Origin of the sequence: Nocardiopsis listeri NBRC 13360 (assembly GCF_001570765.1) — a bacterium.
In the GTDB taxonomy this organism is placed as follows: Bacteria; Actinomycetota; Actinomycetes; order Streptosporangiales; family Streptosporangiaceae; genus Nocardiopsis; species Nocardiopsis listeri.
Genome location: NZ_BCSH01000107.1, coordinates 1 through 13941 on the forward strand (window position 1 = coordinate 1; position 13941 = coordinate 13941).

Annotated in this window: 10 protein-coding genes; 7 read left to right on the top strand and 3 right to left on the bottom strand. The window is 70.0% G+C overall.

Annotated features, from left to right (window positions below; translation table 11 throughout):
* The first annotated feature begins 233 nt into the window (after positions 1–233).
* Together NLI01S_RS24240 and NLI01S_RS24245 are read left to right on the top strand one after the other, a co-directional pair.
* Entirely contained in the window at positions 234–2633 is a 2400-nt protein-coding gene (locus tag NLI01S_RS24240; RefSeq protein WP_067609077.1) for a M20/M25/M40 family metallo-hydrolase, read from the top strand.
* A gap of 8 nt (positions 2634–2641) precedes the next feature.
* Entirely contained in the window at positions 2642–4009 is a 1368-nt protein-coding gene (locus NLI01S_RS24245; protein ID WP_067609081.1) for a CoA transferase, read from the top strand.
* 21 nt (positions 4010–4030) lie between these two features.
* On the opposite strand, the gene NLI01S_RS24250 is transcribed toward NLI01S_RS24245, so the two are convergent.
* Positions 4031–6457, bottom strand: coding sequence for an FtsX-like permease family protein (locus NLI01S_RS24250; protein ID WP_067609084.1), 2427 nt, complete (start codon positions 6455–6457; stop codon positions 4031–4033).
* Positions 6454–7218 carry an ABC transporter ATP-binding protein gene (locus tag NLI01S_RS24255; RefSeq protein ID WP_067609087.1) on the bottom strand — a complete coding sequence of 255 codons (765 nt, stop codon included), beginning with the start codon at positions 7216–7218 and terminating at the stop codon, positions 6454–6456. Before NLI01S_RS24255 ends, NLI01S_RS24250 begins: the two co-directional genes overlap by 4 nt.
* 111 nt (positions 7219–7329) lie before the next feature.
* Between NLI01S_RS24255 and NLI01S_RS24260 the strand changes: the two genes are divergently transcribed.
* Positions 7330–8535 (top strand): sensor histidine kinase, encoded by a 1206-nt coding sequence (locus NLI01S_RS24260; protein WP_067609090.1) that lies wholly within the window; start codon positions 7330–7332, stop codon positions 8533–8535.
* Positions 8532–9185 (top strand): response regulator transcription factor, encoded by a 654-nt coding sequence (locus NLI01S_RS24265; RefSeq protein WP_157091128.1) that lies wholly within the window; start codon positions 8532–8534, stop codon positions 9183–9185. Before NLI01S_RS24260 ends, NLI01S_RS24265 begins: the two co-directional genes overlap by 4 nt.
* Before the next feature lie 134 nt (positions 9186–9319).
* Here NLI01S_RS24265 and NLI01S_RS24270 read toward each other — a convergent pair whose 3' ends face one another.
* Positions 9320–10150, bottom strand: coding sequence for a hypothetical protein (locus NLI01S_RS24270; protein ID WP_067609094.1), 831 nt, complete (start codon positions 10148–10150; stop codon positions 9320–9322).
* A 147-nt stretch (positions 10151–10297) separates the two neighbouring features.
* Between NLI01S_RS24270 and NLI01S_RS24275 the strand changes: the two genes are divergently transcribed.
* The 3 genes from NLI01S_RS24275 to NLI01S_RS24285 are packed head-to-tail and all read left to right on the top strand — an operon-like array spanning position 10298 to position 13284.
* On the top strand, positions 10298–12064 hold the full coding sequence (locus NLI01S_RS24275) for a carbon starvation CstA family protein (protein WP_067609098.1): 1767 nt from the start codon (positions 10298–10300) through the stop codon (positions 12062–12064).
* Positions 12065–12070: 6 nt separating this feature from the next.
* Positions 12071–12352 (top strand): cory-CC-star protein, encoded by a 282-nt coding sequence (locus NLI01S_RS24280; RefSeq protein WP_067609101.1) that lies wholly within the window; start codon positions 12071–12073, stop codon positions 12350–12352.
* Entirely contained in the window at positions 12343–13284 is a 942-nt protein-coding gene (locus NLI01S_RS24285; protein WP_067609104.1) for an ArsA family ATPase, read from the top strand. The genes NLI01S_RS24280 and NLI01S_RS24285 overlap by 10 nt, the downstream gene beginning before the upstream one ends.
* Positions 13285–13941 lie beyond the last annotated feature (657 nt).

A 13941-nucleotide genomic window follows, 5' to 3' on the forward strand; every position in this document is an offset into this window, starting at 1 on the left:
TCTAGTCGAGGCGCCCTACCGGCCAGCCCCACGCTCGCCCCCACCACCACGCCCACCCTCACCCTCGCCCTTACCCTCACCCCCACCCCTTGGAATCACTCATCTAGGCGTCCGGAGGAGCCGCGGGTCTGGCCAGGAGTGGCCGATTTCCGTTGTGAGCGTGGTGCCGGCGACTACGGTTCGGCTCTGGGGCCGGCCGACCGATCCGACCCCGAAACGACGAAGGGCCACGCATGTCCGGGGAAGGCACCGATCTCGAACCGCCCGCCGACCGAGACTCCGACGGAGACTTCGGGGGAGAGGGCGGGCCGGGAACCGTGGTCCGCCGTGTCGCCCTCGCCGGTCCGGTCGTGCTCCTGGTGTTGGCACTGTTCACCGTCTGGGACCTGCGCCCACCAGACCCGGTCGCGAAGACCGCTCCGGTGACGGAGTTCAGCGCCGAACGCGCGCACACGCACGTGGAGGAGATCGCCGCCGCCCCGCACCCGGTCGGTTCCGAGGAACACGAACGCACCCTGGACTACGTGGTCGACGAACTCGACGCCCTCGGCTTGGAGCCCGAGATCCACGAGTCGACCGCGGTCCCACCGATCCCCTACACCAGAACGACCCCGCTCGCCCGGGCCCGGAACGTCGTCGCGGTGATCGAGGGCAGCGATCCCACGGGTCGGGTCTTCCTCGCCGCCCACTACGACTCTGTGTCCTCAGGGCCGGGCGCCAACGACGACGCGGTCGGGGTCGCCGCCGTTCTGGAGGCGGCGCGCGCCATGACCGCGGCGGACGAACCACCGCGCAACGACGTCGTCCTGCTGTTGACCGACGCGGAGGAGGCGGGCCTCCTCGGCGCGGAGGCGTTCACGAACGATCACCCCCTGGGCGCCGAAGGCGGTGTGGTTCTCAACCACGAGGCGCGCGGGGCGGGCGGCACCGTCACGTTGTTCCGCGCCACTCCCGACAGTGGTGAGCTGGTGCGGCTGTTCGCCGAGACCGCGTCCCACCCGGCCGGCGACTCCTTCACCGAGGCGCTCTTCGCCTTCCTGCCCAACGACACGGACTTCACGGCCTTCGACAAGGGCGGGTTCACCGCCTTGGACTACGCGTACGCGGGACGCGCCGCGCATTATCACAGCGTCCTGGACACCCCGGAGAACGTCGATCCCCGGTCGCTCCAGCAGATGGGCGACAACTCGCTCGCCTTCGGTCTGGCTCTGGCCGAGGAGGACCTGGCCCCGTACATGGCGGGTGCGGAGACGGTGACCGAGCCCAATCCGGTGTACTTCAACGTCCCACCGGGTCGACTGGTCCACTTCCCGGCCTCGTGGGCGCTGCCGATGGCGGGGGTCGCCCTGGCCCTGACGGTGGCGCTGGTGGCCGTGGCCCGATGGCGAGGACTCGTGACGATTCCTCGGGTGCTGGTGTCCTTCCTGCTCACCCCGGTGCTCCTGCTGGTGGGCGCCATGGCTGGGGTCGGGTTCTGGCAGGGGCTGGTCGCGGTACGGCCGGAACTCGCGCACTCGCTGACGGGCTCCCCCTACGAACCGACGTGGTTCGCGGTCGCCGCCCTCTCGGTCGGCTTCCTCCTCGCGACCCTCTGGCTGTTCCTGCTGCGCCGATGGCCGGGGACGTACGCGCTCGCATTCGGTGGACTCCTGACCCTGGGGACGATCGGTGCCCTGGTCGCGGCGATGGCCCCCGGCGCCTCTTCGTTCCTGGTGCTGCCGGCGCTCGCCATCGCCGGCGGCGGGTTGCTCGCCCTGGCGGCCGGTCCCGGATCCGCGTGGCGACCGCTGTTCTGGACGGTGTCGTCGGTGCCGACCGCGGTGCTCCTGTGGACCATGGTCTGGTCCACCCTGGAGCTGGGGTTGGCGGACGGTCTCGTCGCGGGGATTCCGTTGCTGCTGCTCGGCCTCTTGCCGATGGCGCCCCTCGTGGAATCGGTGTGGCCGCGCCGCCGTGCCCTCCTGCTACCGGCGTCGGCGCTGGTCGTCGCGGCCGTCTGCGCCGGTGCGGGGATCGCGGTCAACCCCCACGACGCGGACCGTCCCGCACCGGCCCGCTTGGCCTACACCCTCGACAGTGACGCGGACACCGCCACGTGGTCGGTTCCGTTCGATGATGACGAGACCGAGATCCCCGCGGCCGAGTGGGCCGGTGGATACGTGGGGGCGGAGGTCGCGGACCCGCCGGCGCCGGGGCTCCCGTGGCCGCGGGCACGGGTCGGCGAGGCCGAGGCGGTCGACCTGCCCGCACCCGAGCTGGAGGTCGTGTCCGACACCGAGGTGGACGCGGGACGGCTGCTCACGCTCGAACTGTTCTCGCCCAGGGGCGCGGAGTCCGTGGGGCTGCACTTGACGGGGGTGGCGCCCCGGGGCCGTGTGGTGATGGTCGAGGGCCGACAGGTGCCTGCCGAGCCGGATGCGCGGGGCCGGTGGGGTTTCCGTTTCCTCGCCCCGCCCCCGGACCGACCGATCGAGGTGGAGTTGGTGGTCGACTCGGATCCGGTCACGGTGACGGTCGAGGACAGCGACTCGCTCCCCACCGCCCTGGACGGGATCCCCGGTTACGAGCCACCGCCCGCCGAGTACTACCTGTTGTTCAGCGAGGTCTCCGTCCTCGCCGAGTACGAATTGTGAGTCACCGAATGGTCGACGAGACGACCCTGCGAGCCTGGACCGCGATCGCGGGCACGGCCGAACCACCGGCCGAGATCGTCCGGCACACGGCCGGGAACATCCTGCCCGCGGTACTTCCGGTGCGCGCCCTGGCCACGGCCACCGTCGGTGCCTGTTCCCTGGCCGCCGCCGAACTCCTGGCCGCCCGCAACGGCGGTGTGGTCCCACGGGTCCACGTGGACGAGGGCGCGGTGGCCACCGCGTTCGTCAGCGAACGACACCTGCGCGTGGACGGCCGCGAACCCACCCCCTTCGCGCCCCTGTCGGGGTTCTGGCGGGCCTCCGACGGTTGGGTGCGTACCCACGCCAACTATCCGCACCATCGGGAACGCTTGCTCCACGCACTCGACATCGACGCGAAGGACGACCCCGACACGTTGCCGGATCGGCTCGCCGCCGTCCTGTCCGGGCTCGCGGCCACCGAGATCCAGGAACGGGTGTACGCGGCCGGCGGGTTGGCGGTGGCGGTCGCTCCGGCGCCCGATCGAGGAACATCGGCGATCGGACGTGCGCCCCTGGCCGAGGTCGTCCCGCACGGTGAGGTCGCGGACCGGTATCTGGAACCGGCGGCGTTGCCCGCCGCGGGGGTGCGTGTCCTGGATCTGACCAGGGTCATCGCCGGCCCCGTCGCGACCCGCACCCTCGCCCTTCTGGGCGCGGACGTGTTGCGGGTCGATCCACCCGGGACGCCGGAGGACCCCGACAGCCACATCGACACCGGACCGGGCAAACGTTCGGCCCTGGTGGACCTGGACTCGGCGGAGGGACGAGGCGTCCTGGAGGGGTTGTTGGACACGGCGGACGTGGTGGTCACGGGGTACCGGCCCGGCTCCCTGGGGCGGCGCGGCATGGCCGCCGCCGACCTGGTCGCGCGCCGTCCCGGACTGGTGGTGGCCGGGTTGCGCGCTTGGGACCGGAGCGGCCCTTGGTCGGGTCGTCGGGGTTTCGACAGTCTGGTGCAGGCGGCCACCGGCATCGCGGCGATCGAGTCGGGCCAGGACGGGCGTCCCGGAGCCCTGCCCGCGCAGGCCCTCGACCACGGCACCGGGTACCTGATGGCCGCGGGCGTGCTGCGAGCGCTCACCGATCGGTTGTCCGACGGGCGTGGTCGCCGGCTGGGCTTCTCCCTGGCGGGGACCGCCTCCTGGCTGCTGCACGACATCGTCGCGCAGGAGCCGGGTGCGGGAACCCACGACGCGGAGGAATGGCTGGTCGAGGCCCCTTCCCCCTACGGGCGGCTGCGCTACGCCCTGCCGCCGGTGCGCTACGAGGGCGGCCCTCGGGACTGGGCGCGCACCGCCTCGCGTTGGGGCGCCGACCCCGCCATCTGGCTCTGAACCGGGGATCGCACGATCCGGTCATTCGCGTTCGGCCACCATGGCCGACGGTGACCGGCGCAGGGCACGGGCCGCCGGTATCAGCGCGGCCAGGACCCCGATCAGCAGGGATGCGGCGAAGACCAGGCCGAGTTCCGGCCAGGGCAGCAGCACGGCGATCTCCGCCGGGCCCCGGCGTGGATCGAACTCGTCCCGAAGCCCGATGGTGAGTGCGTACAGACCGGGCAGGGAGAGCGAAGCGCCCAAAGCCAGGCCGATCGTGGAGATCAGACCCGACTCCGCGGTCAACAGGCCCAGGACCTGACGTCGGTGCGCGCCGGTGACCCGCAACAGGGCCAGGTCGCGGCGGCGCGCCGAAGTGGACAGGGACAGGGTGTTGGCCAGGGAGATCGCCGTGTACCCCAGGGACAACGCCAGGATGGTCCCGGCGAACAGGCGCAGCAGCCCGATCTCGGTGGCGATGCCCTCGTCGAGCAACCGGTCGGTGCCCTCGACGTGTACGCCCTGGTCGGCCAGGGCCGTGGAGAGTGCCTCGGCGTCCACCGGATCGAACGCCGCCATGATCGTGAAGGTGGCCGGGTCGTGCTCGCGGGCCAGGTCGTGCGGCAGCGCGAGTTCCGCCCACATCTCCAGTTCGGGTGGGAACTCCTCGACCGTGACCATGATCCGGCCGTTGGTGCCGTCCCGCCAGGTCAGGTCCACGGTGTCGCCCTCCGCCCAACCGAACCGCTCGGCCGTGGCGGGGGAGGCCAGCGCCGTTCCCTCGGGTACGGCGCTCGGCCGGAGTCCCACGGACTCCACCCAACTGCCGTCCACGTACACACCGGTGGAGAGGTGGCTGACGACCTCCCCGTCGGCGTGCTCACGGGTGCGTTCGAGCGCGGTGTCGGTCAGCCCGCCGCCACCGTCGGTCCGTACGAGCATGGCGTCGCCCGGGATCTCGCCCCGCGAATGCTCTTCGATGGCGCCGGCGAGGGTGTCGGTCTGACCCAGCACGGTGACGGCGAGCGTGGACACCAGCAGGGCCGGCAGGAGCGTCGACGCCGGTCGCCGCGGATCGGTACGTGCTTGGGCGCGCAACAGTTCGGTGAGGGGGGATTTCCCCGGCAGCAGACCGACGAGTCGCGGCAGGTAGAGGGGTGCGGCGACGGCCGCCGCCACCAGCAGGGCCAGGCTCGACGCCAGTCCGTAGGCGATGGCCTGTTCCATGTCCCCTCGCGTGGTCGCCACCACCAGAACGACGCCCAGGAACCCGGCGCAGACCGTGACCCACAGCCGCCACTTCGGCACCGTTTCGTCCCTGTCTCCTTCCGGGCGCAGAGCCTCCAGGGGCCTGACCGCCGCACCCTTGCGCGAGGCGCCCAGGACCCCGGCGACCGCCGTGGCGAGACCGATCAGCACCGATGCTCCGACGGGCAGGGCCACCGATCGCACCTGCCAGTAGCGGGAGAGCAGGCCGGCGTCGATCATCCAGCCGCCCAGCAGGTGCGAGCCGACGACCCCGAGCGCCGCGCCCACCAGGGAGGCGACCACACCCACGACGGCGGCCTCGCCGAGCAGCATCCGACGTACTTGACGCGGAGTGCCGCCCACGGCGCGCAGCAGCGCCAGTTCACGGCGGCGCACCGAGACCTGGAAGGTGAAGGTGGTGCCGACCACGAACACGGAGACGAACACGGCCAGCGCGCCGATCAGGACCAGCAGCTGTTGGCCGACCCAGTTGTTGGACGCGTCGAACTCCGACTCCATCGCGCCGCGTTCGTCGTCGGTGTACACGTCCGAGGCCGGGCCCACCACGTCCCGCACCAGGTCACCGGAGCTCGTGGGTTCGGCGCCGGCCGTCGTGACCACACCGATGAGGGACACCCCGGTCGCGCTCTCCTCGGCCAAGGGGTCCGGGAGCAGGACGTCGTCGCCATCGGTGATCCCGGAGACGGTCATGGGCCACTCGGCGCCGGCCGTCAGCACGTCGACGGTGTCGCCCACCGAACGTCCGTGGGAGGCGGGCAAGACGACCTCGTCGTCCCCGGACGGTCCCGCGCCGTCGAGCAGCTTCGTGCTCCCGAGGACGAAGGACGACCACCCGGCGCCGTTGGGGTCGCCGTCGACCACGTCGCCCAGGATCCGGTCACCGTCCATGACCTGGACCTGGAACCGGTGCTCGGCCACCGCGTCGGTCACCCCGTCGCCCCGGGCGATCTCCTCGACGAGGACGTCCGCCTCGTCGACGCTCCACACCGCGCGAGCTACGGTGAAGTCGTCGGACCTGGTCCCGGCCTCTCCTGGCACGGCCAGGACGGAGGCGTTCTCGTAGCGTGGCGGCACCGTCGGTCGCGCCGAGGCGATGACGATCGCCGAGGCCGCCAACAGGGCCACGCCCAGCGTCAACGCGATGAACCCGCCAAGGACCGAGCGTAGGCGGTGCCGCACCATGGCGAACGCGATCATGACTCCTCCGGTCCGGTCATGCGCAGCGCGATGCTCCCGGCGTCGAAACGCTCACCGTCGCGAGCGTCGATCTCGTCCACGATCCGACCGTCCGCCATGAACACCACGCGGTCGGCGCGCGTGGCCACGGTGGGATCGTGGGTGACCACCAGGACCGTTCGGCCGTGCGTGTCCACGACCGCGCGCAGATGGTCCAGCACCTGACGGCCGCGGGCGAGGTCGAGGGCGCCGGTGGGTTCGTCGGCGCAGATCACCGAGGGGCGGGTCAGGACGGCGCGGGCGATCGCCACCCGTTGCTGTTCACCGCCGGAGAGCTGGTGCGGGCGGCGATCGGCGCGATCGCGCAGCCCCACCTCCTCCAGTGCCTTGAGCGCGTCCTCGCGACCCAGGCGCCGTCGTGCCAGACGGGCGGGCAGCAGCGTGTTCTGGACGGCGGTGAGCGCGTCGATGAGGTTGTAGCTCTGGAAGACGAATCCGACCCGTTCGCGGCGGAACTCGGTGAGTTCCCGTTCACCGAGGCCGCCCAGGTCGGTCCCGTCCACGACGACGCTTCCACCATCGGGTCTGTCCAGGCCGACCGCGCAGTGCAGCAGCGTCGACTTACCCGAACCGGACGGCCCCATGATGGCGGTGAAGGTCCCCTCCCGAACGTCGAGCGACGCGCCGTCGAGGGCGGTGACCCGGTGGTCCCCGGTCGTGTAGCGCTTGGTCACGGAGTCGATGCGCAGGGCGTCACGTGTGGCGCCGAGTGTCGCGTTCATATACCGAGCACATCGGATCGGGCGGGTCCCGCGCGGGTGCCCGTGGTGGAGACTCGGAGGTAGACCCTGCCCTACCGCGCGACCGCCCTCGTGCGGGCTACCGTCGAGCGGATGAGCATCCCGAACCTGCGTGCGGCGATCACGCTCGCGCCCCACCGCTTCCTGCTGTCGGCGTGGCCGTGGCGGGCCCTGGCGTACGTCTCGGCCGGCACCGTGGGCGGCGTGCTCATCGTCGGGAGCGTGAACCTCCTGCTGAGGTACACGACCATCACCGAGTGGCCGTGGTACTGGGAGCCGGTCGTGATCCTCATGGTCCTGGTGGCCATGCCCGCCAGTACACCGCTGGTGGCGCGTTGGGGGCGGCTCTGTGAGGGGTTGGTCGGGGAACGGCTGGAACGGCCGACGGCTTCGGGCTCCTCGCCCCGCCTGTGGCGCGACCTCGGATACACACTGCTGAGCCTCACGGTGCTCTGCGTGCTGGACCTGGCGGTGATCGGGGCGGCACTGGGAGTCCCCCTCACGGGTGTGCTCGACTTCGTCGACGCTCCACACCTGAACGTCTACGAACGGTGGGCCTCCGTGCTCGGATGGGCCGTCCTGTGGCCGGTCGGGCTCTACCTGATCGCGGGATGGGCGGCCACACGTTCGGAGATCGCCCGCGCCGTGCTCTCCCCGCGTGAGGATCGGCTGGTCGCCGAACTGCGCGACGTCACCACTTCCCGCGCGGCGCTGGCGACCGCCTTCGACGAGGAACGTCGACGCATCGAACGCGACCTGCACGACGGTGCCCAACAACGCCTGGTCGCGGTGAAGACCTCCCTGGGGTTGGCCCGGCTGGACCTGCCCGCCGATTCCCCGGCCGCGAACGCCGTACGGGAGGCCCAGGAACAGGTGACGCGGGCACTGAGCGAACTACGGGACCTGGTGCGCGGCATCCATCCCCGAGTGCTCACCGAGAGGGGTTTGCGGGCCGCCCTGTGGGACGTGTCCGCCCGATCCGCGTCCGAGGTGGAGATCGACCTCGACCTGCCCGAACGTCTCCCGGGAGCGGTGGAGTCCACCGCCTACTTCGTGGTCTGCGAGGCCATCGCCAACGCCGGCAAGCACGCGCCCGGAGCCACCGTTCGGGTGCGGGGCGGGATACGGGACGCGAGACTGTGGGTGGACGTCACCGATGACGGCCCCGGAGGCGCGAGCCCGGACGGTGGCGGGCTGAGCGGCCTGCGCCACCGGCTGGCGGTCCTGGCGGGTGAGTTGACCGTGGACAGCCCGCTGGGCGGGCCGACCACCGTGCGATTGGAGATCCCGGAACGATGACGCGCGCGCTGACCGTAGTGGTCGCGGACGACTCCGTCCTGCTCCGTGAGGGGGTGACGGGGGTGTTGGGCAGGTTCGGGCACGAGGTGGTCGCCGCGGTCGGCGACGCCGACGCCTTGGAGGAGGCGGTGCGCGAACACGACCCGGACCTGGTGGTCACGGACGTTCGCATGCCCCCGGGCTACGCGGACGAGGGGCTGCTGGCCGCCGTGCGGATCCGCCGCGAACGCCCCGAGCCGGGGATCATCGTGCTCAGCCAGTACGTGCAGCCCGCCTACGCTTCGGACCTGCTGGAGATCGACGCCCCGGGCGGGGTGGGTTACCTGCTCAAGGAGCGCATAGGCGACGTGGAGGAGTTCGCCGAGGCGGTCACCAAGGTCGCTTCGGGCGGCACCGTCCTGGACCGGGAGGTGGTCCGGGTGATGCTGGCGGCCCGCTCCAGCCCGCTGAACCGGCTGGCGCCCCGGGAACGTGAGGTGCTGTCCCTCATGGCACGGGGCGAGTCCAACGCGGCCATCGCCCGCCTGCTGGTGGTGTCGGACGCGGCGGTGAGCAAGCACATCGGCTCGATCTTCACCAAGCTGGACCTGGATCCTCAGGTCGATGGTCACCGAAGGGTCCTGGCCGTCCTGGCCTACCTCGATCGCTGATCGGGGATCCCCGCCCTCACGGGGGCGGTGTTCGGGCCTGTTCTCGGTGGTCTTCGGACTCCGAGGTGCCGTCCGAGACCGAGGGGAAGGCCAGGAAGCGGGTGACGACGGCTGGTCGGCGACCTGGGAACTGCTCACCCCAGGAGCCCCTGGGCACGGCGACGGTGCTCGGCCTCGGAGATGCCTCGACGGCAGGAACGGGCCAGGGATCGGTGGTTGGAGTAGCGTTCGAGAAGACCGTAGGGCGGCAACGGGCCGGCGGGTTCCTTGCCCACCGGTGCTCCCTCGGCCTGCTCCACCAGCAGGGACTCACCGCTGAGCCGCCCTGAACGGAACCAGCGTTCCCACCGCTCGAAGTCGGGGCTGTACTGGTGGGAAAAGGCGAAGGCGGGCTCGTCGGTTCCCGCGAGAAGCCCTCCACCACGAGCCCACAACTCGATGTTCGGCCCCGATTGGTCGGACCACTGGTCGGCCGTGACCACGTCGACCTCCGGGAGACCGTGGCGGTCGCGCACCAGGAGCGCGTCCGTGGCGCGGGTGCGGGGATGGATCTCACGGAGGCTCTCCACCGAGGCGAGCGTCACGATCAACCTTGGCACCCACCACCAGTTCTCCCGTCGTGCCATGAGGCTGTCCCCACGGAGTCGGGTGGGCGGGTGCTTGAGCGCCTCCTGTTCGACCAGGGACTCCGCGAACTCCCGTCCCTCCAGGTCTTCGAGCACCTCGACGGGTCCGCTGCCCACCAGGCCCACCTGACCACCGGCCCCCTGATCGGTCACGCTGAAGGCGGCGTGCCGGCGGCCATCGAGGCTGCGAGCGAGGTCGGCCATCGAGTAGGGCAGGGCGACGCACGCCTGGTCGCGCAGGGTCAACGGGACCACCGGGATACCGGTAGGCCCGGACGGGGCGATCCAGCTGAGTTCCGCGACGGTGGATCGCTGCCAAACCGTGATCAGGTCAGTCAAGGTCAGACCTTATAAGTGAGGAATGTCGCATGTTAATTTCTGGTGACCCTAACCCATGGTCCGATCAGGCGTGATCGCCGGGCGACGGGTCCGAGTCGACGATCACGCCGAGTCTCGGGCCCGGAATGCGGAAGGTAGGCCACGGCCATGCCCGCAGCCCTCGTCCTACTCGCGTCCGTGGCGGTGTTCGCACTCGGCTACCGCTACTACTCGCGATATCTCGCTGAGAAGGTGTACGCGCTGGAACCGGGGTTCGTGACCCCCGCGCACACCTACAAGGACGGCATCGACTTCGTGCCGACCAACCGTCACATCGTCTTCAGCCACCACTTCATCTCGGTCGCCGGCGCCGCCCCCATCGTCGGTCCCGCCGTCGCCGTGTTCTGGGGATGGGGGCCCGCGCTCGCGTGGATCCTCCTCGGCACCGTGTTCGCCGCCGGTGTGCACGACTTCGGTGCCCTCGTGGTGTCCGTCCGGCACAAGGCGCGCAGCATTGGAACCTTGGCCGGAGACGTCATCAGCAAGCGTTCACGGACGCTGTTCCTGGTGATCATCTTCTTCCTGCTGACCATGGTCAACGCCGTGTTCGCCGTGGTCATCGCCAATCTGTTCGTGGGATACCCGGCCGCCATCCTTCCGGTCCTGGTGACGATCCCACTCGCGATCGCGGTCGGACAGATCGTCTACAGGCGCCGTACCGCGGCCCTGCTGCCGTCGATCATGGCCCTGGCGCTGGTGTACGTGTGCATCCCGCTGGGCGTGATGTTCCCGATCGACATCACCGGTGTCTCCGAGGCCATGGGGACGACCCCCAACACGGTCTGGATCATCCTGCTGTTCGTCTACGCGTTCATCGCCTCCCGTATCCCGGTGTGGATGCTGCTGCAACCGCGTGACTACATCAACCTGCACCAGATGATGCTGGCCTTCGTGATCATCTTCCTCGGCGTCGTCGTCGGCTGGGACACCATCGTCGCTCCGATGATCAACAGCGACGTCCCGGCGGACTCCCCACCATGGTTCCCGCTGCTGTTCATCACCATCGCCTGCGGTGCGATCTCCGGTTTCCACAGCCTGGTGGCCTCCGGTACCACCGCCAAACAGATCGACAAGGAGACCGACTCCAGGTTGGTCGGGTACATGGGCGCCGCCGGCGAGGGCACGCTCGCGGTCTGCTCCGTCCTTGCCTGCACCGCCGGCGTGGTCGCCGCGTCCACCTCTCCGTTGGCCGACTGGAACGGTCTGTACGGCGACTTCGGTTCGGCCTCCGCCGGCGCCACCGGCAACTTCGTCGAGGGTGTGGGACAGTTCGCCGACAACCTCGGCATTCCGCTGGAGATCGGTGTCATCTTCGCGGTCGTCGTGGTGGTCAGCTTCGCCGCGACCACCATGGACACCGGTGTGCGGCTACAGCGCTACATCGTCCAGGAGATCGCCGAGATCGTCCGATTCCGCCCGCTGGCCCGCAACCTCACCGTCGCGACGTTGATCGCCACGCTCGTCCCCCTGGGTCTGGCGCTCGTCCCGGGCGACTTCGCCTTCGGTACCCTGTGGCAGCTGTTCGGCACCACCAACCAGCTCACCGCGGGCCTGGCGCTGGCCGTCATCGCGGTGTGGGTCACCAAACGTCGCCGTAACCCGCTGGCGATCCTCATCCCGCTGGTCTTCCTGCTGGTCATGACCTCGTGGGCGCTGATCGTCAATCTGATCGCGTTCGTGCGTTCCGATGACGTCATCGATCGTTTCCTGTTGGCACCGCTCGACTTCGTCATCTTCGCGCTGGCCATCTGGTTGGTCGTCGAGGCCACCATCGCCTTGCGCAAGGCCTTCGCCGCGCGCAACCTGCCGGCGACCGGGAGCACGGAGTCCGAAGGGACCACCGAGACCTCCGAGACCTCCGACCCGAAGGAGTAGTAGGACGTGAATCCGCTGGGTGCGCTCTCTCGCGCATACGACGCCTGGAAGAGGTTGGAGGCCTTCCACGACGAGGTCTTCACCGCGAAATGGCGTCAGGAGGTGCGTCGGGATGCGCGCACCCAGCACGACACGCTGCGCGCCCTTCTGCTCCTGGAGACTCTGGGGGTGGAGGGTCCCGTGTCCTATGAGACCCTCGACCTGATCCCCTACATGGTGGCCGACCTGCACGAGTGGCATCAGCGCATGGGGCGGGACGACCTTGGCGGACCGGGGGTGTGCTGTTGAGGTTCCGCCGAACCGCACGAGCCGAGCAGGACCCGGACATCCCCGCCGTGCCCTCCATCGTCTTCTTCGGCGGTAAGGGCGGGGTCGGCAAGACCACCATGGCCGCCGCCCACGCACTCCACCTCGCCGACCGCGGTCTGCGCACGCTGCTGCTGTCCACCGACCCCGCGCACTCGCTGGGCGACGTTCTCGCGATGCCCCTCGGCGACACGGCCGTCCAGGTCGGCGAGAACCTGTGGGTGCGCGAACCGGACGCCGACGCGGCCCTGCGCCGCAGAGTCCGGCGGATCGGCGACGACGCCGCGCGAGCGCTGCCCCGCGAGATCCTCCCCGCGGTCTCCCGCCACCTCGATCACGCCGCGGCCGGCCCCGGAATGGCCGAGTCCGCACTGGCCGACCTGCTCATGGGCACCATGGAGGAGGTCCCCGATGTGTGGGACCGCCTGGTCGTGGACAGCGCCCCCACCGGCCACCTGATGCGCCTGCTCCACCTGCCCGAACTGCTCACTCCCTGGGTGGAGGGGTTGGCCCGCCAACGCGAGCGCGCCGTGGACGCCGACCGCTTCGCCATCGGTGTCATCGGTGGCACTCAGGAGCGCACCGACGACCCGCTGTTGGAGAGGTTGCACGCCCGCCGCCGCGAACTCGAACGCGCGGCGGCCCGCCTGCGAGAGGACGCCGAGGTCCGGCTGGTCCTGGTGCCCCGCCGTATGGTCCTGGCCGAGACCGACCGCGCCGCGAAGGAGCTCGCCGACACCGGTTTCAGCCTGGGCACCGTCGTGGTCAACCAGGTCCCCGCAGACGTCGATCCCGGTGTCATCGGGGACGTCCGTGCCCGCTTCGCCGAGCAGGGCACCGTCGAGGCACCCCTGACCGGCCGCGAACCCATCGGACCCGACGCCCTGCGCGACCTCCTCACCCACCTGGCCTGACCCGACCCGGGTTCAGCCGTGGGAGCCCTCGTACCCCTCGAACGCCCTGAAGGGCCCGGATCCGGGGCTTCGGGGCGCGGGGATTCCATGGAGGCTTTCCGATGACGGGCTCCGTGATGAAGCATGACGGATGTGGCCGGAAGGGCGTTGATCCGCATCGGGTGGCGAATCGGTACGTAGTTCCGCGTGGAAGGTTTCCTTTGTAGGCGTGGTGTTACGGACCTTATGGTTTGTCCGCAAGAGGGTTTCTGTGGTCATCCTGGATGAGGGGGAATTCCAGGCATTCCTGATATCTCCCTGGCTTCGGGAGGAATGATCGAGGGGTTTCGCCAGTATTTATGGGGGTGGGTTCCCCCTTTGGGGTGAAATGTGATTTCTGAACTCCCTTGGTCCATGGGTTCGTCCGCATGTATGGGCAGGCGGCAGGGTATGTCATTTTGTTCATGCTGTTTTTGTGGGGAATGGGAGAATTCTCATTCTCATTGCGAGGGTTCTGGCCGTGTGGTCTCGTTGCTGAGGGTCGACGGGGGCGCGGATGAGGCTTCCGTTCGGCGCGTTTCTTTCCGATTGGGAATCACGTTCGAAAATGGTGGTGTTCTCGGTGACCGAGACGGTCGAGTCGAGCCCTGTCCAGACGGATGGACAGCAGATGAGCCT